The sequence below is a fragment of the Escherichia sp. WS1118 genome (assembly GCF_046487695.1).
GTDB classification, from domain to species: domain Bacteria; phylum Pseudomonadota; class Gammaproteobacteria; order Enterobacterales; family Enterobacteriaceae; genus Escherichia; species Escherichia coli.
The window spans coordinates 175,870-195,677 of sequence record NZ_JBJQIZ010000009.1 but is presented as its reverse complement, the minus strand read 5'-3'; the positions used below and the strand labels follow the sequence as shown (position 1 = coordinate 195,677).

The window sequence follows — 19,808 nt, the reverse complement described above, 5'->3', positions numbered from 1 at the left end:
CTTAAACTGTTCTGACCAGTGGATTAGCATGTCTTAAGGTGGTTTTGTGAATGATTATCGTGCTAGCGATCATGGGTTAGTTCTGCGGATTCAATGCGCTAAGGATAAAATCCACCATCTGTTCGCGATAAACATCGCCGTGACGATCGGAAAAAGCATCAATGTGTTCGCCATCCGGGATTAGGATCAACCGTTTTGGTTCTTTTGCCAGGCTATACAACTTTTCACTGTGTTGCCATGGGATAACGTGATCAGCTTTACCGTGAATGAGTAAAAGCGGGATCGGGCTGACGCTGGCGATGTAATTTTCACCGCTGTAACTCTCATCAAGTAAGTAGCCACTGCCGGGGAGCATCTGGTTGGCGATGGTCGCATAAGAGGCAAAGGTGGAGTCGAGGATCACTGCACGTATGCCTTCACGATCACCCTGACCAATAACATCCAGAATATTCGCCCCGCCAATACTCTGCCCGAACAGCACCAGCCGTTGTGGGTTTACATCACTGCGATGGCGCACCACATTGATGGCACTTTGCGTATCGTCCAGCAATCCGGCTTGGGACGGCGTGCCTTTTGATTTACCAAACCCGCGATAATCAAACATAAAAACGTTGAAATTACGCTCGGGTAACCAACTGACCAGCGGCCAGTGGGCGGACATATTTCCGGCATTGCCGTGAGCATGAATGATGGTTGCGATGACGTTGTCAGCAGGGCCCGTCGAAGAAGGAATAAACCAGCCTTGCAGACGAGTACCGTCCTTAGCCGTAAATTCGACGGATTCCGCCGACCAGGGGTCGGGACCGTATATTTTATCGTCAGGATAATAGAAGAAGTTGATGGCGACGCGCGGCACTAAATAAACGCAGAAGGCAACAACAAAGAGAATAAACAGAATTTTGAGAACGCGTTTGTTCACTGGCAGCGCCATAACCTTTCCTTGCGACTTATTTATCATCCATTAATCGGGGAAAGATGGTGGGAGAGTGACGAAAGAAAGTAAAGCGGTGAGGAAGTATTTCGGAATAGCGCCTGAAAGGCGAGGGCGGGTGAGTGATATCACCCGCCTGAGTCATTAACGCTTCAGAGCATCGCTTAACTCGTCACGCATGTTCGCCAGCATGGCTTTAACAACGCGCGGGTTACCAGCAACGATGTTACCGGTCAGCATATAGTTATGACCACCGGTGAAGTCGCTGACGATGCCGCCTGCTTCACGAACCAGCAGCTCGCCTGCCGCGAAATCCCACGGGCGCAGACCGATTTCAAAGAAACCGTCAACACGACCCGCAGCGACGTAAGCCAGATCCAGCGCCGCAGAACCGGTACGACGGAAGTCTGCACATTCGTTGAACAGTTTGCCGACGATGTTGATGTAGGTAGTGGCGTACTGTTTTGCTTTGAACGGGAAGCCGGTCGCCAGAATAGTACCGTCGAGATCGCGAGCGGTGCTGCCGCGCAGACGGTAGCCGTTCAGCTGTGCGCCCTGACCGCGAGTGGCGGTGAACAGTTCGTTACGCATAGGATCGTATACCACAGCAACTTCGGTGCGGCCTTTGATACGAACGGCGATAGATACCGCGAAGTGCGGCAGACGTTTGATAAAGTTGGTAGTGCCATCCAGTGGATCGATAACCCATTGAACATCCTGATCAGTACCTTCAAGTTCACCGCTTTCTTCGGTGATGATGGTGTGCTGTGGGTAAGATTTACGAATCGTGTCGATAATCACCGCTTCGGCAGCTTTATCTACGTTGGTCACGAAATCGTTACTGCCTTTCTGGCTCGCTTCTACAGCGTCCGGGGTTTCATAGTTTTTGGCAATTAAATTACCCGCCTTGCGCGCTGCGCGCACGGCGATGTTCAGCATCGGATGCATCGGTCTCTCTCACTGGATGTTAAAGAACGGGAAAACGGCGCAGAGTATAGCAGCGAGATCGGCATCTGTCTTCGTTTTATGATAAGATGCGTGAATAATCTTTAGATGAAGAAAGACAATGCTGCAAAATATTCGAATTGTGCTGGTGGAGACGTCACACACCGGCAATATGGGTTCTGTTGCCCGTGCCATGAAAACAATGGGATTAACCAATCTGTGGCTGGTTAATCCACTAGTGAAACCTGACTCCCAGGCGATTGCCCTGGCAGCAGGGGCCAGCGATGTGATTGGTAATGCTCACATCGTCGATACGCTCGACGAAGCGTTAGCCGGTTGTAGTCTGGTGGTGGGCACCAGCGCTCGCTCCCGCACGCTGCCGTGGCCGATGCTCGACCCGCGCGAATGCGGTCTGAAAAGCGTCGCTGAAGCGGCAAATACCCCGGTGGCGCTGGTGTTTGGTCGCGAGCGCGTCGGCTTGACCAATGAAGAGTTGCAGAAATGCCATTATCATGTCGCGATTGCGGCTAACCCGGAATACAGTTCGCTGAACCTGGCGATGGCGGTTCAGGTTATTGCCTATGAAGTGCGCATGGCCTGGCTGGCAACTCAGGAAAATGGCGAGCAGGTCGAGCATGAAGAGACGCCGTATCCTCTGGTCGATGATCTGGAGCGTTTTTATGGTCATCTGGAGCAAACGCTGCTGGCAACCGGTTTTATCCGTGGAAACCATCCGGGGCAGGTGATGAATAAATTGCGCCGTCTGTTTACCCGTGCACGCCCGGAAAGCCAGGAATTGAATATCCTGCGCGGGATTCTGGCTTCTATTGAGCAGCAGAATAAAGGTAACAAGGCCGAATAACAGTGGTTGCCTGATGCGATGCTTAACGCGTCTTATCAGGCCTGTAAGTGCACGGAATCCCTGGTCGGATAAGGTGTTCACGTCGCATCCGACAACAGGTACAAACGCCACGATAAAAAAATGGCACTGAAGGTTAAATACCCGACTAAATCAGTCAAGTAAATAGTTGACCAATTTACTCGGGAATGTCAGACTTGACCCTGCTATGCAATACCCCCACTTTTACAATAAAAAACCCCGGGCAGGGGCGAGTTTGAGGTGAAGTAAGACATGAGACTGACATCTAAAGGGCGCTATGCCGTGACCGCAATGCTTGACGTTGCGCTCAACTCTGAAGCGGGCCCGGTACCGTTGGCTGATATTTCCGAACGTCAGGGAATTTCCCTTTCTTATCTGGAACAACTGTTTTCCCGTCTGCGTAAAAATGGTCTGGTTTCCAGCGTACGTGGACCAGGCGGTGGTTATCTGTTAGGCAAAGATGCCAGCAGCATCGCCGTTGGCGAAGTGATTAGCGCCGTTGACGAATCTGTAGATGCCACCCGTTGTCAGGGTAAAGGCGGCTGCCAGGGCGGCGATAAATGCCTGACCCACGCGCTGTGGCGTGATTTGAGCGACCGTCTTACCGGTTTTCTCAATAACATTACTTTAGGCGAACTGGTTAATAACCAGGAAGTGCTGGATGTGTCTGGTCGTCAGCATACTCACGACGCGCCACGCACCCGCACACAAGACGCGATCGACGTTAAGTTACGCGCTTAATAAAAAGAATTCAGAATCAGGCCGGAGTGCTAAACACTCCGTAAACACGGTCGTACATCCAGCCGGTAGCCTGGTTCCTTGCATTGAGTGATGTACGGAGTTTATAGAGCAATGAAATTACCGATTTATCTCGACTACTCCGCAACCACGCCGGTGGACCCGCGTGTTGCCGAGAAAATGATGCAGTTTATGACGATGGACGGAACCTTTGGTAACCCGGCCTCCCGTTCTCACCGTTTCGGCTGGCAGGCTGAAGAAGCGGTAGATATCGCCCGTAATCAGATTGCCGATCTGGTCGGCGCTGATCCGCGTGAAATCGTCTTTACCTCTGGTGCAACCGAATCTGACAACCTGGCGATCAAAGGTGCAGCCAACTTTTATCAGAAAAAAGGCAAGCACATCATCACCAGTAAAACCGAACATAAAGCGGTACTGGATACCTGCCGTCAGCTGGAGCGCGAAGGTTTTGAAGTCACTTACCTGGCACCGCAGCGTAATGGCATTATCGACCTGAAAGAACTCGAAGCAGCGATGCGTGACGACACCATCCTTGTTTCCATCATGCACGTAAATAACGAAATCGGCGTGGTGCAGGATATCGCGGCTATCGGCGAAATGTGCCGTGCTCGTGGCATTATCTATCACGTTGATGCAACCCAGAGCGTGGGCAAACTGCCGATCGATCTGAGCCAGTTGAAAGTTGACCTGATGTCTTTCTCCGGTCACAAAATCTATGGCCCGAAAGGTATTGGTGCGCTGTATGTGCGTCGTAAACCGCGCGTACGTATCGAAGCACAAATGCATGGCGGCGGTCACGAGCGCGGTATGCGTTCCGGCACTCTGCCTGTTCACCAGATCGTCGGTATGGGCGAAGCCTATCGCATCGCAAAAGAAGAGATGGCGACCGAGATGGAACGTCTGCGCGGCCTGCGTAACCGTCTGTGGAACGGCATCAAAGATATCGAAGAAGTTTACCTGAACGGTGACCTGGAACACGGTGCGCCGAACATTCTCAACGTCAGCTTCAACTACGTTGAAGGTGAGTCGCTGATTATGGCGCTGAAAGACCTCGCGGTTTCTTCAGGTTCCGCCTGTACGTCAGCAAGCCTCGAACCGTCCTACGTGCTGCGCGCGCTGGGGCTGAACGACGAGCTGGCACATAGCTCTATCCGTTTCTCTTTAGGTCGTTTTACTACTGAAGAAGAGATCGACTACACCATCGAGTTAGTTCGTAAATCCATCGGTCGTCTGCGTGACCTTTCTCCGCTGTGGGAAATGTACAAGCAGGGCGTGGATCTGAACAGCATCGAATGGGCTCATCATTAATCGGTATCGGAATCAGGAGAATTTATAATGGCTTACAGCGAAAAAGTTATCGACCATTACGAGAATCCGCGTAACGTGGGTTCCTTTGACAACAACGACGAGAACGTCGGCAGCGGCATGGTGGGTGCACCGGCCTGTGGCGACGTGATGAAGTTGCAGATTAAAGTCAACGATGAAGGTATCATTGAAGACGCGCGTTTTAAAACTTACGGCTGCGGTTCCGCTATCGCTTCCAGCTCCCTGGTCACCGAATGGGTGAAAGGGAAGTCTCTCGACGAAGCGCAGGCGATCAAAAACACCGATATTGCTGAAGAACTTGAACTGCCGCCGGTGAAAATTCACTGTTCTATTCTGGCAGAAGACGCGATCAAAGCCGCCATTGCGGACTATAAAAGCAAACGTGAAGCAAAATAAGAGTTGAGGTTTGGTTATGTCGATTACACTGAGCGACAGTGCAGCAGCGCGAGTAAATACCTTTCTGGCTAACCGCGGTAAAGGGTTTGGCCTGCGTCTGGGCGTGAGAACCTCCGGGTGTTCAGGTATGGCTTATGTACTGGAATTTGTTGACGAACCGACGCCGGAAGACATCGTGTTTGAAGACAAAGGCGTGAAAGTCGTGGTCGATGGCAAAAGCCTGCAATTTCTGGACGGTACGCAGCTGGACTTCGTCAAAGAAGGCCTTAACGAAGGGTTTAAATTCACCAACCCGAACGTCAAAGATGAGTGTGGTTGCGGCGAAAGCTTCCACGTTTGATGCGCATACCGATAACCCCACCGTGGTCGCCTGCGCGTGGGGTTTGTTTTACCTGATTCGCCGTTATCGCGGCGGATCGCAGCCCTGAGAATGTTATGGATTACTTCACCCTCTTTGGCTTGCCTGCCCGTTATCAACTCGATACCCAGGCGCTGAGCCTGCGTTTTCAGGATCTACAACGTCAGTATCATCCTGATAAATTCGCCAGCGGAAGCCAGGCGGAACAACTCGCCGCCGTACAGCAATCCGCGACCATTAACCAGGCCTGGCAAACGCTGCGTCATCCGTTAATGCGCGCGGAATATTTGCTTTCTTTGCACGGTTTTGATCTCGCCAGCGAGCAGCATACTGTGCGCGACACTGCGTTCCTGATGGAACAGCTGGAACTGCGCGAAGAACTGGACGAGATCGAACAGGCGAAAGATGAAGCGCGGCTGGAAAGCTTTATCAAACGTGTGAAAAAGATGTTTGATACCCGCCATCAGTTGATGGTTGAACAGTTAGACAACGAGACGTGGGACGCGGCGGCGGATACCGTGCGTAAGCTGCGTTTTCTCGATAAACTGCGGAGCAGTGCCGAACAACTCGAAGAAAAACTGCTCGATTTTTAATTTCTGGAAGCTAAACATGGCCTTATTACAAATTAGTGAACCTGGTTTGAGTGCTGCGCCGCATCAGCGTCGCCTGGCGGCCGGTATTGACCTGGGCACAACCAACTCGCTGGTGGCAACAGTGCGCAGCGGTCAGGCCGAAACGTTAGCTGACCATGAAGGCCGTCACCTGCTGCCATCTGTTGTTCACTATCAACAGCAAGGGCATTCGGTGGGTTATGACGCGCGTACTAACGCAGCGCTCGACACCGCCAACACCATTAGTTCTGTTAAACGCCTGATGGGGCGCTCGCTGGCTGATATCCAGCAACGCTATCCGCATCTGCCTTATCAATTCCAGGCCAGCGAAAATGGCCTGCCGATGATTGAAACGGCGGCGGGGCTGCTGAACCCGGTGCGCGTTTCTGCGGACATCCTCAAAGCACTGGCGGCGCGGGCAACTGAAGCCCTGGCAGGCGAGCTGGATGGTGTCGTTATCACCGTTCCAGCGTACTTTGACGATGCCCAGCGTCAGGGCACCAAAGACGCGGCGCGTCTGGCGGGGCTGCATGTTCTGCGCTTACTTAATGAACCGACCGCTGCGGCTATTGCCTACGGGCTGGATTCCGGCCAGGAAGGCGTGATCGCTGTTTATGACCTCGGCGGCGGGACGTTTGATATTTCCATTCTGCGCTTAAGTCGCGGCGTGTTTGAAGTGCTGGCGACCGGCGGTGATTCCGCGCTCGGCGGCGATGATTTCGACCATCTGCTGGCGGATTACATTCGCGAGCAGGCGGGCATTCCTGATCGTAGCGATAACCGCGTTCAGCGTGAACTGCTCGATGCTGCCATTGCGGCCAAAATCGCGCTGAGCGATGCGGTCTCCGTGACCGTTAACGTTGCGGGCTGGCAGGGCGAAATCAGCCGTGAACAATTCAATGAACTGATCGCGCCACTGGTAAAACGAACCTTACTGGCTTGTCGTCGCGCGCTGAAAGATGCGGGCGTAGAAGCTGATGAAGTGCTGGAAGTGGTGATGGTGGGCGGTTCTACTCGCGTGCCGCTGGTGCGTGAACGAGTAGGCGAATTTTTCGGTCGTCCACCGCTGACTTCTATCGACCCGGATAAAGTCGTCGCTATTGGCGCGGCGATTCAGGCGGATATTCTGGTGGGTAACAAGCCGGACAGCGAAATGCTGTTGCTGGATGTGATCCCGCTGTCGCTGGGCCTCGAAACGATGGGCGGCCTGGTGGAGAAAGTGATCCCGCGTAATACCACGATTCCGGTGGCCCGCGCCCAGGATTTCACCACCTTTAAAGATGGTCAGACGGCGATGTCTATCCATGTGATGCAGGGTGAGCGCGAACTGGTGCAGGACTGCCGCTCGCTGGCGCGTTTTGCGCTGCGAGGTATTCCGGCGCTACCGGCTGGCGGCGCGCATATTCGCGTGACGTTCCAGGTCGATGCCGACGGTCTTTTGAGCGTGACGGCGATGGAGAAATCCACCGGCGTTGAGGCGTCTATTCAGGTCAAACCGTCTTATGGCCTGACCGATAGCGAAATCGCCTCGATGATCAAAGACTCAATGAGCTATGCCGAGCAGGACGTAAAAGCCCGAATGCTGGCAGAACAAAAAGTAGAAGCGGCGCGTGTGCTGGAAAGTCTGCACGGTGCGCTGGCTGCTGATGCCGCGCTGTTAAGCGCCGCAGAACGTCAGGTCATTGACGATGCTGCTGCTCACCTGAGTGAAGTGGCGCAGGGCGATGATGTTGACGCCATCGAACAAGCGATTAAAAACGTAGACAAACAAACCCAGGATTTCGCCGCTCGCCGCATGGACCAGTCGGTTCGTCGTGCGCTGAAAGGCCATTCCGTGGACGAGGTTTAATATGCCAAAGATTGTTATTTTGCCTCATCAGGATCTCTGCCCTGATGGCGCTGTTCTGGAAGCGAATAGCGGTGAAACCATTCTCGACGTTGCGCTGCGTAACGGTATCGAGATTGAACACGCCTGTGAAAAATCCTGTGCTTGCACCACCTGCCACTGCATCGTTCGTGAAGGTTTTGACTCGCTGCCGGAAAGCTCAGAGCAGGAAGACGACATGCTGGACAAAGCCTGGGGACTGGAGCCGGAAAGCCGTTTAAGCTGCCAGGCGCGCGTCACCGACGAAGATTTAGTGGTTGAAATCCCGCGTTACACTATCAACCATGCGCGTGAGCATTAACAGAGGTTAGTATGGGACTTAAGTGGACCGATAGCCGCGAAATTGGCGAAGCACTGTACGATGCGTATCCTGATATTGATCCGAAAACGGTTCGATTCACCGATATGCATCAGTGGATTTGCGCTCTGGAAGATTTCGACGACGACCCGCAGGCATCGAACGAGAAAATCCTCGAAGCGATTTTGTTGGTCTGGCTGGACGAAGCCGAGTGAATGAACGGGCTGCCTGGGGGTAGCCCGTTTTGCTGTTAAACGAATAAGGATAACTAAAATGACAGAAGCGATGAAGATTACCCTCTCTCCCCAACCTGCCGACGCACGTTGGGGAGAAAAAGCGACTTACAGCATTAATAATGATGGCATTACCCTGCATTTGAACGGGACAGACGATCTGGGGTTGATCCAGCGTGCGGCGCGCAAGATTGACGGTCTGGGCATCAAGCATGTTCAGTTAAGCGGTGAAGGCTGGGATGCGGATCGCTGCTGGGCATTCTGGCAAGGTTACAAAGCCCCGAAAGGCATACGTAAAGTGGAGTGGCCGGATCTGGACGATGCCCAGCGTCAGGAACTGGATAACCGCCTGATGATCATCGACTGGGTGCGTGACACCATCAACGCACCGGCAGAAGAGCTGGGGCCATCGCAACTGGCACAGCGTGCTGTTGATCTGATCAGCAACGTCGCAGGGGATCGTGTGACTTACCGGATCACCAAAGGCGAAGATCTGCGTGAGCAAGGTTATATGGGGCTGTACACCGTCGGACGCGGTTCAGAACGTTCTCCGGTATTGCTGGCGCTGGATTACAACCCAACTGGCGATAAAGAAGCGCCAGTGTACGCGTGCCTGGTAGGTAAAGGCATCACCTTTGATTCCGGCGGCTACAGCATCAAACAGACCGCGTTTATGGACTCGATGAAGTCGGACATGGGCGGTGCGGCAACGGTTACCGGGGCGCTGGCATTTGCCATTACTCGTGGATTGAACAAGCGCGTGAAGCTGTTCCTCTGCTGTGCGGATAACCTGATCAGCGGCAATGCGTTCAAGCTGGGCGATATTATTACCTATCGCAACGGTAAAAAAGTTGAAGTGATGAACACTGATGCCGAAGGGCGTCTGGTGCTGGCCGATGGCCTGATTGATGCCAGTGCGCAGAAACCGGAACTGATTATTGATGTGGCGACCCTCACCGGGGCGGCGAAAACCGCGCTGGGTAATGATTATCACGCGCTGTTCAGTTTTGATGATGCGCTGGCAGGGCGCTTGCTGGCAAGTGCCTCACAAGAGAATGAACCGTTCTGGCGTCTGCCGCTGGCGGAGTTCCACCGCAGCCAGCTGCCGTCTAACTTTGCCGAACTGAACAACACCGGAAGCGCGGCGTATCCGGCAGGCGCGAGCACAGCGGCGGGCTTCCTGTCGCACTTTGTTGAGAACTATCAGCAAGGTTGGCTGCATATCGACTGCTCGGCGACTTACCGTAAAGCGCCGGTTGAACAGTGGTCTGCGGGTGCTACGGGACTTGGTGTGCGCACGATTGCTAATCTGTTAACGGCGTAAACTAATATGCCGGATGCGGCGTAAATGCCTTATCCGGCCTACAAAGTATTGCAAATTCAATATATTGCGGTTCCCTTGTAGGCCTGATAAGCGTAGCGCATCAGGCACTTACGCCCCGAACGTTGAATGAATTATGGTTCTTATGTCCGAAACAAAAAACGAACTTGAAGACCTGCTGGAAAAAGCAGCAACCGAACCGGCGCACCGCCCGGCCTTTTTCCGTACTCTACTGGAATCCACCGTCTGGGTGCCTGGTACGGCGGCACAGGGCGAGGCTGTGGTTGAAGATAGCGCACTTGATTTACAGCACTGGGAAAAAGAAGACGGCACCAGCGTCATTCCTTTTTTCACCTCGTTAGAAGCACTTCAACAGGCGGTTGAAGGCGAACAGGCATTTGTCGTAATGCCAGTTCGCACATTGTTTGAGATGACCCTTGGCGAAACGCTCTTCCTTAATGCCAAACTGCCAACCGGTAAAGAATTTATGCCGCGTGAAATCAGTTTGCTGATTGGTGAAGAAGGGAATCCGCTTAGCAGTCAGGAAGTACTGGAAGGCGGTGAATCGCTGATATTATCGGAGGTCGCAGAGCCGCCAGCGCAAATGATTGATTCACTTACCACCTTATTTAAAACCATTAAGTCGGTGAAGCGTGCTTTTATTTGTTCAATTAAAGAGAACGAAGAGGCACAGCCTAATTTACTTATTGGCATTGAAGCCGATGGTGATATCGAAGAAATTATTCAGGCGGCGGGAAGTGTAGCGACCGATACATTACCTGGCGATGAACCCATCGATATTTGTCAGGTGAAAAAAGGGGAAAAAGGTATTAGCCACTTTATTACCGAACATATTGCGCCATTCTATGAACGTCGCTGGGGTGGTTTTTTGCGTGACTTTAAACAGAACCGGATAATTTAAAACATGCCGCCCCAAAGGGCGGCATTCGGGCTTACTTGCTGTTCTGAAGGTTGTTAACCACCAGTAAATTGTTGCCGGAGAGACTCCGGTTATTATTTACCTCGGTTAACAGCGCACCAGAAACAATAAGTACGATACAAAAGCACCGTATATTCATTGTGCGGTCCATGCGAAGACCGCATCACGACAGCACCACTGGCGATATTGCCGCGATAGCAAGCGCTGAGACGCGCTTGCCCTAACGGTCGCGGAACATCCTTTCCTTAAGCCAGCGCCCGCTTGCGAGACGGCGGAAAGGGCCGCAGTGGATAATACACTAACAGAACAATAATAACTCTCTTTTACTTGACAAAAAGAGAGTTACTGGCGAGTATTGTGTCCGCTGAGACGCGCTTGCATTACTACGGTAATACAACCTGCTGGAAAGGCCGCGAACCAGACCAGCAATAAAAAACCGCCAGATTCGGCGGTTTTTTATTGCCTGTAAAAAGCTTATTTTACGGGCTCAACCGGTAAATCTGCCCGTGCGCCCCATTCACTCCATGCGCCGTCGTACAGTTTCACGTTTGTCACATCCAGCGTCGCAAGTGCCAACAAAACCACGGCTGCTGTTACACCAGAACCGCAGCTGACGATAATTGGTTTGTCGTAGCTGACACCGCGACCAAAAAATATCGCATCCAGTTCATCGGTCGTTTTTAGTTCGCCTTCACGTACCAGTTCCGTCCACGGAACGTTCAATGCACCGGGAATATGTCCGCGACGTAAACCTGGGCGAGGTTCATCAACTTCTGCGTTAAAACGTGTAGCCGGGCGGGCATCAATAATTTGCGCCGTATTTTCATGGCTTGCCAATAATACATCGGTTACTTTCACCACGGCTTCAGGATTAAACGCGGCGTTAAACTCTCCTTCCGGCAGCTCTACTGCGCCTTCCTCTAATAGCAGATCATCACGCTGCCAGCCTACAAGTCCACCACCCAGAATCGACACTTTCTCTACACCAAAGGTGCGCAGCATCCACCATGCTCGTGGGGCTGAGAAAAGATTACCTTCGTCATAGACAATCAGGTGCTTATCCTGGTTAACGCCTAATTCACGCATCGCCACGGCGAACGTTTCCGGGCGCGGCAGCATGTGCGGAAGCGGGGAAGTGTGATCAGAAAGCGCTTCGATATCAAAAAACACTGCGCCGGGAATATGTCCATTCAGATACTCCTGAGCAACGTTACGATCTTCCTGTCCAGGCGACGCCATGCGGGCATCAATAATCTGAATTTCCGGGTCATCAATATGTTCGGCGAGCCAGTCGGCTCCTACAAACCATGTCGTGGACATAGGCATCTCCATTTTTGCCGGGGTTAGGCTAAATTGTCGGATGTTTAGTGAAAAGCGACAAGCAAAAGAGACTGATTTGGCTGTCTGAGCCACAATTCTCACTAAAATTCGGATTGTATGGGCGTGATACTGAATTACATAACGTAAATTCTCACGCATAATAATTATTCGACGTTGCTAACGGGCCATTGTGGCAGGGATGAAAAATGAAAAAGTTACGCGTAGCCGCCTGCATGCTAATGCTGGCGCTGGCAGGGTGCGACAACAACGATAACGCGCCAACAACGGTGAAAAAAGATGCGCCTTCTGAAGTTACTAAAGCGGCCTCTTCAGAAAACGTGAGTTCAGCAAAACTTTCCGCGCCGGAGCGACAAAAACTGGCCCAACAGAGTGCCGGTAAGGCGCTGACATTGCTGGATCTCTCTGAAGTTCAACTCGATGGCGCAGCCACGCTGGTGCTGACGTTCTCCATCCCTCTCGACCCGGATCAGGATTTCTCACGCGTTATTCATGTCGTCGATAAAAAAAGCGGCAAAGTGGATGGTGCCTGGGAGCTGTCAGATAATCTTAAAGAGCTGCGTTTACGCCACCTCGAACCGAAACGTGATTTGATCGTCACTATTGGCAAGGAGGTCAAAGCGCTCAATAACGCAACCTTTAGTAAAGATGACGAAAAAACTATAACTACCCGCGATATCCAACCCAGCGTCGGTTTTGCCAGTCGTGGTTCGTTGCTTCCTGGTAAGGTCGTTGAAGGGCTGCCGGTAATGGCGCTTAACGTTAACAATGTCGATGTTAACTTCTTCCGTGTGAAACCAGAATCACTGCCCGCTTTCATTAGCCAGTGGGAATACCGCAATTCGCTGGCGAACTGGCAGTCAGATAAACTGCTGCAGATGGCGGATCTGGTCTACACCGGACGGTTTGATCTCAATCCTGCGCGTAACACCCGTGAAAAATTATTGCTGCCGCTGGGCGATATCAAACCGCTTCAGCAGGCGGGCGTGTATCTGGCTGTGATGAATCAGGCTGGACGTTACGATTACAGTAATCCCGCGACGCTGTTTACGTTAAGTGATATTGGCGTTTCAGCTCACCGTTATCACAATCGTCTGGATATCTTTACCCAAAGTCTGGAAAACGGCGCAGCCCAGCAAGGAATTGAAGTCTCTTTATTAAATGAGAAAGGGCAGACTCTGACTCAGGCAACCAGTGACGCTCAGGGGCATGTGCAGCTGGAAAATGATAAAAACGCGGCATTACTGCTGGCGCGTAAAAACGGTCAGACAACGCTGCTCGATTTAAAACTCCCGGCGCTGGACTTAGCGGAATTTAACATTGCTGGCGCGCCGGGCTATAGCAAACAGTTTTTCATGTTTGGCCCGCGCGATCTTTATCGCCCTGGTGAAACAGTCATCCTCAATGGTTTGCTGCGTGATGCAGACGGTAAAGCATTGCCCGATCAACCCATCAAGTTAGACGTGATTAAACCCGACGGGCAGGTACTCAGGAGCGTCGTTAGTCAGCCGGAGAATGGCCTCTACCACTTTACCTGGCCACTCGATAGCAATGCGGCAACCGGTATGTGGCATATTCGCGCTAACACGGGCGATAACCAGTATCGGATGTGGGATTTCCGCGTCGAAGATTTTATGCCAGAGCGTATGGCGCTGAATCTGACCGGTGAGAAAACCCCGCTAACGCCGAAAGATGAAGTGAAATTCTCCGTGGTGGGGTACTACCTGTATGGCGCACCTGCTAATGGTAATACTTTGCAAGGGCAACTTTTCCTGCGCCCACTGCGTGAAGCTGTGTCAGCCTTACCTGGTTTTGAATTCGGCGATATAGCTGCCGAAAATCTTTCCCGCACGCTGGATGAAGTTCAGTTGACGTTGGATGATAAAGGGCGCGGCGAAGTTTCTACAGAAAGCCAGTGGAAGGAAACGCATTCCCCATTACAGGTTATTTTCCAGGGTAGTTTGCTGGAATCGGGCGGTCGCCCGGTGACGCGCCGTGCTGAGCAGGCTATCTGGCCTGCTGATGCATTGCCGGGGATCCGTCCGCAGTTCGCCTCGAAATCGGTTTACGATTATCGCACCGACAGCACGGTGAAACAGCCCATTGTTGATGAAGGCAGTAACGCCGCTTTTGACATCGTTTATAGCGATGCGCAAGGCGTGAAAAAAGCCGTGTCGGGCTTGCAGGTGCGCCTGATTCGCGAACGCCGCGATTACTACTGGAACTGGTCGGAATATGAAGGCTGGCAGTCACAGTTTGATCAAAAAGATCTGATCGAAAATGAACAAACTCTGGATCTGAAAGCGGACGAAACCGGTAAGGTCAGTTTCCCGGTAGAGTGGGGCGCTTATCGTCTGGAAGTTAAAGCGCCGAATGAAGCGGTCAGTAGTGTGCGTTTCTGGGCTGGTTATAGCTGGCAGGATAACAGCGACGGGGGTGGTGCAGTGCGACCCGACCGTGTCACGCTGAAACTGGATAAAGCCAGCTATCGCCCTGGCGATACCATTAAGTTGCATATTGCCGCGCCAACGGCGGGTAAAGGTTATGCGATGGTCGAGTCCAGTGAAGGGCCGCTGTGGTGGCAAGAGATTGATGTTCCGGCTCAAGGGCTGGATCTGACGATTCCGGTCGATAAAACCTGGAATCGTCATGATCTGTATTTAAGTACGCTGGTGGTACGTCCTGGCGATAAATCTCGCTCCGCGACGCCAAAACGCGCGGTTGGGGTCTTGCATCTGCCGCTTGGTGATGAAAACCGTCGCCTCAATCTGGCGCTGGAAACCCCCACCAAAATGCGCCCCAATCAGCCATTAACCGTGAAAATTAAAGCCAGCAATAAAAATGGTGAGATGCCAAAACAGGTGAATGTGCTGGTGTCTGCCGTTGATAGCGGTGTGCTGAATATTACTGATTACGTCACGCCAGATCCGTGGCAGGCGTTCTTTGGTCAGAAACGCTATGGCGCAGACATTTACGATATTTACGGTCAGGTCATTGAAGGTCAGGGGCGTCTGGCAGCTCTGCGTTTTGGTGGTGATGGTGATGAGCTGAAACGTGGTGGTAAACCGCCGGTCAATCACGTCAATATTGTCGCGCAGCAGGCGCTGCCGGTAACGCTCAATGAACAGGGCGAAGGCTCGGTTACACTGCCAATTGGCGATTTTAACGGTGAATTGCGCGTCATGGCGCAAGCCTGGACGGCAGATGACTTCGGAAGCAACGAAAGCAAAGTGATTGTTGCCGCACCGGTGATTGCTGAACTGAACATGCCGCGCTTTATGGCGAGTGGCGATACCTCGCGCCTGACGCTGGATATCACTAATCTTACCGATAAACCGCAAAAACTTAATGTTGCTCTGACCGCCAGTGGCTTGCTTGAACTGGTGAGTAATTCCCCCGCACCTGTTGAATTAGCGCCAGGGGTGCGTACTACGCTGTTTATCCCGGTGCGTGCATTGCCGGGTTATGGCGATGGAGACATTCAGGCCACCATTAGCGGGTTAGCGTTACCGGGGGAAACCGTTGCCGATCAGCATAAGCAGTGGAAAATCGGCGTCCGTCCGGCATTCCCGGCACAAACGGTCAATTACGGTACGGCGTTACAGCCTGGTGAAACCTGGGCGCTCCCGGCTGATGGATTGCAAAACTTCTCGCCTGTTACGCTGGAAGGGCAATTGTTGTTGAGCGGCAAACCACCGCTGAACATCGCACGTTATATCAAAGAGTTAAAAGCGTATCCGTACGGCTGTCTCGAGCAAACCACCAGCGGCCTGTTCCCGTCACTTTATACCAATGCAGCCCAACTGCAGGCGTTGGGCATCAAAGGCGACAGTGATGAGAAACGCCGTGCATCGGTCGATATCGGCATTTCCCGTTTGCTGCAAATGCAACGTGATAACGGCGGCTTTGCGCTGTGGGATAAAAACGGTGACGAAGAGTACTGGCTGACGGCTTACGTGATGGATTTCCTGGTCCGCGCAGGCGAACAGGGTTACAGCGTGCCGACAGACGCCATTAACCGGGGTAATGAGCGTCTGCTGCGCTATTTACAAGATCCGGGCATGATGTCGATCCCGTACGCTGATAATCTCAAAGCCAGTAAATTCGCCGTACAGTCTTACGCTGCGCTGGTGTTGGCCCGTCAGCAAAAAGCACCACTGGGTGCGCTGCGTGAAATCTGGGAGCATCGTGCAGATGCCGCTTCTGGTTTACCGCTGCTGCAACTTGGCGTTGCGCTGAAAATCATGGGTGATGCGACGCGTGGTGAAGAAGCGATTGCGCTGGCGCTGAAAACGCCGCGTAATAGTGATGAGCGGATATGGCTGGGTGATTACGGTAGTCCACTGCGAGACAGCGCGTTGATGCTCTCATTGCTGGAAGAGAACAAACTGCTACCCGATGAGCAGTACTCCCTGTTAAACACACTTTCGCAGCAGGCGTTCGGTGAACGCTGGCTATCGACGCAGGAAAGTAACGCGTTGTTCCTGGCTGCCCGTACTCTTCAGGATTTACCGGGCAAATGGCAGGCGCAAACCACTTTCTCTGCTGAGCCGCTGACAGGCGAGAAAGCGCAAACCAGCAATCTGAATAGCGATCAACTTGCCACCTTGCAGGTGACCAACAGTGGCGATCAGCCGTTATGGCTGCGTGTGGATGCCAGCGGTTATCCGCAATCCGCACCTTTACCGGCGAGCAATGTGCTGCAAATTGAGCGTCATATTCTGGGTACTGACGGTAAGAGCAAATCGCTGGACTCGTTACGTAGCGGCGATCTGGTGCTGGTGTGGTTGCAGGTTAAAGCCAGTAACAGTGTACCGGATGCGTTAGTCGTGGATCTGTTGCCTGCGGGGCTGGAACTGGAAAACCAGAATCTGGCGAACGGCAGCGCCAGCCTGGAGCAAAGTGGTGGTGAAGTGCAGAACTTGCTGAACCAGATGCAGCAGGCGAGCATTAAGCACATAGAGTTCCGTGACGATCGCTTTGTGGCGGCGGTTGCCGTTGATGAATATCAACCGGTAACGCTGGTGTATCTGGCGCGGGCGGTGACGCCGGGAACGTATCAGGTGCCGCAGCCTATGGTGGAATCAATGTATGTTCCTCAATGGCGGGCGACTGGTGCGGCTGACGATCTGTTGATAGTCAGACCGTAAATGCCTCGCCTGTTAACCAAACGCGGCTGCTGGATAATGCTGGCAGCCGCGCCTTTTATCATCATTCTGGCAGCATGGGCAGCAGATAAACTCTGGCCTCTGCCATTGCAAGAAGTGAATCCTGCACGCGTGGTGGTGGCGCAGGATGGTACGCCACTCTGGCGTTTCGCCGATGCTGACGGCATCTGGCGTTATCCGGTAACAATCGAAGATGTTTCTCCACGTTACCTTGAAGCGCTGATCAATTATGAAGATCGCTGGTTCTGGAAGCATCCGGGGGTGAATCCGTTCTCGGTGGCGCGTGCAGCCTGGCAAGATCTCACGTCGGGTCGGGTCATTTCCGGCGGCAGCACGCTCACCATGCAGGTGGCGCGCCTGCTTGATCCTCACCCCAAAACGTTTGGCGGCAAAATTCGCCAGCTCTGGCGCGCGTTGCAACTGGAATGGCATCTGTCTAAACGTGAAATTCTGACCTTGTATCTTAACCGTGCCCCGTTTGGCGGTACGTTGCAGGGGATTGGTGCGGCAAGTTGGGCTTACCTCGGGAAATCGCCTGCGAATTTAAGCTATTCCGAGGCGGCGATGCTGGCGGTGTTGCCACAAGCGCCCAGCCGTCTTCGCCCGGATCGTTGGCCGGAGCGTGCCGAAGCCGCGCGTAATAAAGTGCTCGAACGGATGGCCGTGCAAGGTGTGTGGTCCCATGAGCGGGTAAAAGAGTCAAGGGAAGAACCCATCTGGCTGGCACCCCGACAAATGCCGCAACTGGCACCGCTGTTTTCGCGCATGATGCTCGGTAAAAGCAAAAGCGACAAAATCGTTACTACGCTGGATGCCGGTCTTCAACGACGTCTGGAAGAACTGGCGCAAAACTGGAAAGGACGATTGCCACCGCGCAGCTCACTGGCGATGATCGTGGTTGATCATACCGATATGCGTGTTCGCGGCTGGGTGGGTTCGGTTGATCTCAACGATGATTCACGCTTTGGTCATGTTGATATGGTCAATGCGATCCGATCGCCAGGATCGGTGCTCAAACCGTTTGTTTACGGTCTGGCGCTGGATGAAGGCTTGATCCACCCGGCATCGCTGTTGCAAGACGTCCCCCGGCGTACCGGTGATTACCGACCTGGCAACTTTGACAGCGGTTTTCATGGGCCGATCAGCATGAACGAGGCGCTGGTGCGCTCGCTGAATTTACCAGCTGTGCAGGTGCTGGAAGCCTATGGACCGAAACGGTTTGCGGCAAAATTACGCAATGTTGGATTGCCGTTGTATCTGCCCAACGGTGCTGCGCCGAATCTTTCGCTCATTCTCGGCGGCGCTGGTGCAAAACTGGAAGATATGGCGGCAGCGTATACCGCGTTTGCTCGCCACGGCAAGGCAGGTAAATTGCGCTTACAGCCTGACGATCCGCTGCTTGAACGGCCTTTAATGTCGTCGGGGGCTGCGTGGATCATTCGCCGGATTATGGCTGATGAAGCGCAACCCTTGCCGGATGGTGCCTTGCCGCGCGTCGCCCCACTGGCATGGAAAACGGGCACCAGCTATGGCTATCGTGATGCCTGGGCGATTGGGGTTAACGCTCGCTATGTCATTGGGATCTGGACTGGCAGACCGGACGGCACGCCCGTTGTTGGTCAGTTTGGCTTTGCCAGTGCCATACCGCTGTTGAATCAGGTTAATAATATCTTACTGTCGCGCAGTGTGAATTTGCCGGAAGACCCACGTCCTGACTCTGTAAGTCGTGGCGTTATCTGCTGGCCGGGCGGACAGTCTTTGCCGGAAGGTGACGGTAACTGTCGCCGCCGCCTGGCAACCTGGCTGCTGGACGGGAGCCAGCCGCCAACTCTATTACTGCCGGAGCAGGAAGGCATTAATGGCATTCGTTTCCCCATCTGGCTGGATGAAAACGGCAAACGTGTTGCCGCTGATTGCCCTCAGGCGCGACAAGAAATGATAAATGTCTGGCCGCTACCGCTGGAACCCTGGCTGCCCGCATCAGAACGTCGCGCTGTGCGCTTGCCACCGGCCTCGACAATTTGCCCGCCATACGGTCACGATGCACAACTCCCGCTGCAGCTAACAGGTGTGCGCGATGGCGCGATTATTAAACGTTTACCGGGCGCAGCGGAAGCGACTTTGCCGTTGCAATCAAGTGGAGGGGCAGGTGAACCCTGGTGGTTTCTGAATGGCGAACCGTTAACTGAACGTGGGCGCAACGTGACCCTGCATTTGACGGATAAAGGCGATTATCAATTGCTGGTGATGGATGACGTGGGGCAAATAGCGACAGTGAAATTTGTCATGCAATAGTCTGTTTTGTCCCTGATTGTTGCTTAAACTGGGTTTATTTTAAAAAAATGTTACCTTCATCAATAGTCAACGGCCCTGTTGCTCATTATAATCCGCGCCATCTCGTACGCTGGTACAGACAACA

At 53.1% G+C, this 19,808-nt stretch carries 17 protein-coding genes; 13 read left to right on the top strand and 4 right to left on the bottom strand.

Going from position 1 to position 19,808, the window contains the following annotated elements; genetic code table 11:
• Positions 1–76 precede the first annotated feature (76 nt).
• On the bottom strand, positions 77–931 hold the full coding sequence (locus ACJHYO_RS16700; RefSeq protein ID WP_001350309.1) for an alpha/beta hydrolase: 855 nt from the start codon (positions 929–931) through the stop codon (positions 77–79).
• A 144-nt stretch (positions 932–1,075) separates the two neighbouring features.
• Positions 1,076–1,879: an inositol-1-monophosphatase gene (gene suhB / locus ACJHYO_RS16695; protein ID WP_000553451.1), complete on the bottom strand. Its 804-nt coding sequence runs from the start codon at positions 1,877–1,879 to the stop codon at positions 1,076–1,078.
• A gap of 118 nt (positions 1,880–1,997) precedes the next feature.
• Here suhB and trmJ point away from each other — a divergent pair, with 118 nt between their 5' ends.
• The 11 genes from trmJ to sseB all read left to right on the top strand — a co-directional run bounded on the left by trmJ (position 1,998) and on the right by sseB (position 10,865).
• Positions 1,998–2,738, top strand: coding sequence for a tRNA (cytosine(32)/uridine(32)-2'-O)-methyltransferase TrmJ (trmJ, locus tag ACJHYO_RS16690; RefSeq protein ID WP_085455470.1), 741 nt, complete (start codon positions 1,998–2,000; stop codon positions 2,736–2,738).
• A gap of 270 nt (positions 2,739–3,008) precedes the next feature.
• Positions 3,009–3,497, top strand: a complete 489-nt coding sequence (gene iscR, locus ACJHYO_RS16685; protein ID WP_001241357.1) for a Fe-S cluster assembly transcriptional regulator IscR — start codon at positions 3,009–3,011, stop codon at positions 3,495–3,497.
• Positions 3,498–3,608: 111 nt separating this feature from the next.
• A complete protein-coding gene (gene iscS, locus ACJHYO_RS16680) occupies positions 3,609–4,823 on the top strand; it encodes a cysteine desulfurase (RefSeq protein ID WP_001295373.1) in 1,215 nt (404 codons plus the stop codon).
• Between the two features lie 27 nt (positions 4,824–4,850).
• A complete protein-coding gene (gene iscU, locus ACJHYO_RS16675; protein WP_000331707.1) occupies positions 4,851–5,237 on the top strand; it encodes a Fe-S cluster assembly scaffold IscU in 387 nt (128 codons plus the stop codon).
• A 16-nt stretch (positions 5,238–5,253) separates the two neighbouring features.
• Positions 5,254–5,577: an iron-sulfur cluster assembly protein IscA gene (iscA, locus tag ACJHYO_RS16670; RefSeq protein WP_000028953.1), complete on the top strand. Its 324-nt coding sequence runs from the start codon at positions 5,254–5,256 to the stop codon at positions 5,575–5,577.
• 95 nt (positions 5,578–5,672) lie between these two features.
• Complete coding sequence (gene hscB, locus ACJHYO_RS16665) at positions 5,673–6,188, top strand: co-chaperone HscB (RefSeq protein WP_000384413.1); 516 nt, start codon at positions 5,673–5,675, stop codon at positions 6,186–6,188.
• Positions 6,189–6,204: 16 nt separating this feature from the next.
• Positions 6,205–8,055 (top strand): Fe-S protein assembly chaperone HscA, encoded by a 1,851-nt coding sequence (gene hscA, locus ACJHYO_RS16660; protein WP_001196627.1) that lies wholly within the window; start codon positions 6,205–6,207, stop codon positions 8,053–8,055.
• A gap of 1 nt (position 8,056) precedes the next feature.
• Positions 8,057–8,392: an ISC system 2Fe-2S type ferredoxin gene (gene fdx, locus ACJHYO_RS16655; RefSeq protein ID WP_001124471.1), complete on the top strand. Its 336-nt coding sequence runs from the start codon at positions 8,057–8,059 to the stop codon at positions 8,390–8,392.
• An 11-nt stretch (positions 8,393–8,403) separates the two neighbouring features.
• Positions 8,404–8,604, top strand: coding sequence for a Fe-S cluster assembly protein IscX (iscX, locus tag ACJHYO_RS16650; RefSeq protein WP_000523612.1), 201 nt, complete (start codon positions 8,404–8,406; stop codon positions 8,602–8,604).
• 58 nt (positions 8,605–8,662) lie between these two features.
• The gene (pepB, locus tag ACJHYO_RS16645; RefSeq protein WP_085455469.1) at positions 8,663–9,946 is read left to right on the top strand and encodes an aminopeptidase PepB; all 1,284 of its coding nucleotides are present in this window, start codon (positions 8,663–8,665) and stop codon (positions 9,944–9,946) included.
• Positions 9,947–10,088: 142 nt separating this feature from the next.
• Positions 10,089–10,865, top strand: coding sequence for an enhanced serine sensitivity protein SseB (gene sseB / locus ACJHYO_RS16640; protein WP_085455492.1), 777 nt, complete (start codon positions 10,089–10,091; stop codon positions 10,863–10,865).
• A 31-nt stretch (positions 10,866–10,896) separates the two neighbouring features.
• Here sseB and timP read toward each other — a convergent pair whose 3' ends face one another.
• Complete coding sequence (timP, locus tag ACJHYO_RS16635; RefSeq protein WP_244577506.1) at positions 10,897–11,022, bottom strand: small toxic inner membrane protein TimP; 126 nt, start codon at positions 11,020–11,022, stop codon at positions 10,897–10,899.
• 335 nt (positions 11,023–11,357) lie between these two features.
• Positions 11,358–12,203, bottom strand: a complete 846-nt coding sequence (sseA, locus tag ACJHYO_RS16630; RefSeq protein ID WP_410232518.1) for a 3-mercaptopyruvate sulfurtransferase — start codon at positions 12,201–12,203, stop codon at positions 11,358–11,360.
• Between the two features lie 206 nt (positions 12,204–12,409).
• Here sseA and yfhM point away from each other — a divergent pair, with 206 nt between their 5' ends.
• Together yfhM and pbpC are read left to right on the top strand one after the other, a co-directional pair.
• Positions 12,410–17,371, top strand: coding sequence for an alpha2-macroglobulin (yfhM, locus tag ACJHYO_RS16625; protein WP_085455468.1), 4,962 nt, complete (start codon positions 12,410–12,412; stop codon positions 17,369–17,371).
• Positions 17,372–19,684, top strand: a complete 2,313-nt coding sequence (pbpC, locus tag ACJHYO_RS16620) for a peptidoglycan glycosyltransferase PbpC (RefSeq protein ID WP_410232516.1) — start codon at positions 17,372–17,374, stop codon at positions 19,682–19,684. It begins immediately after the preceding gene.
• The last annotated feature ends 124 nt before the right edge of the window (positions 19,685–19,808 follow it).

Bases quoted from the DNA above. Each gene is read 5' to 3' on its own strand.
- fdx (WP_001124471.1), top strand. From the start codon at position 8,057: ATGCCAAAGATTGTTATTTTGCCTCATCAGGATCTCTGCCCTGATGGC.
- sseA (WP_410232518.1), bottom strand. From the start codon at position 12,203: ATGTCCACGACATGGTTTGTAGGAGCCGACTGGCTCGCCGAACATATT.
- hscB (WP_000384413.1), top strand. From the start codon at position 5,673: ATGGATTACTTCACCCTCTTTGGCTTGCCTGCCCGTTATCAACTCGAT.
- suhB (WP_000553451.1), bottom strand. From the start codon at position 1,879: ATGCATCCGATGCTGAACATCGCCGTGCGCGCAGCGCGCAAGGCGGGT.
- pepB (WP_085455469.1), top strand. From the start codon at position 8,663: ATGACAGAAGCGATGAAGATTACCCTCTCTCCCCAACCTGCCGACGCA.
- iscS (WP_001295373.1), top strand. From the start codon at position 3,609: ATGAAATTACCGATTTATCTCGACTACTCCGCAACCACGCCGGTGGAC.
- yfhM (WP_085455468.1), top strand. From the start codon at position 12,410: ATGAAAAAGTTACGCGTAGCCGCCTGCATGCTAATGCTGGCGCTGGCA.
- iscA (WP_000028953.1), top strand. From the start codon at position 5,254: ATGTCGATTACACTGAGCGACAGTGCAGCAGCGCGAGTAAATACCTTT.
- iscR (WP_001241357.1), top strand. From the start codon at position 3,009: ATGAGACTGACATCTAAAGGGCGCTATGCCGTGACCGCAATGCTTGAC.
- timP (WP_244577506.1), bottom strand. From the start codon at position 11,022: ATGAATATACGGTGCTTTTGTATCGTACTTATTGTTTCTGGTGCGCTG.
- ACJHYO_RS16700 (WP_001350309.1), bottom strand. From the start codon at position 931: ATGGCGCTGCCAGTGAACAAACGCGTTCTCAAAATTCTGTTTATTCTC.
- hscA (WP_001196627.1), top strand. From the start codon at position 6,205: ATGGCCTTATTACAAATTAGTGAACCTGGTTTGAGTGCTGCGCCGCAT.
- pbpC (WP_410232516.1), top strand. From the start codon at position 17,372: ATGCCTCGCCTGTTAACCAAACGCGGCTGCTGGATAATGCTGGCAGCC.
- trmJ (WP_085455470.1), top strand. From the start codon at position 1,998: ATGCTGCAAAATATTCGAATTGTGCTGGTGGAGACGTCACACACCGGC.
- iscX (WP_000523612.1), top strand. From the start codon at position 8,404: ATGGGACTTAAGTGGACCGATAGCCGCGAAATTGGCGAAGCACTGTAC.
- sseB (WP_085455492.1), top strand. From the start codon at position 10,089: ATGTCCGAAACAAAAAACGAACTTGAAGACCTGCTGGAAAAAGCAGCA.
- iscU (WP_000331707.1), top strand. From the start codon at position 4,851: ATGGCTTACAGCGAAAAAGTTATCGACCATTACGAGAATCCGCGTAAC.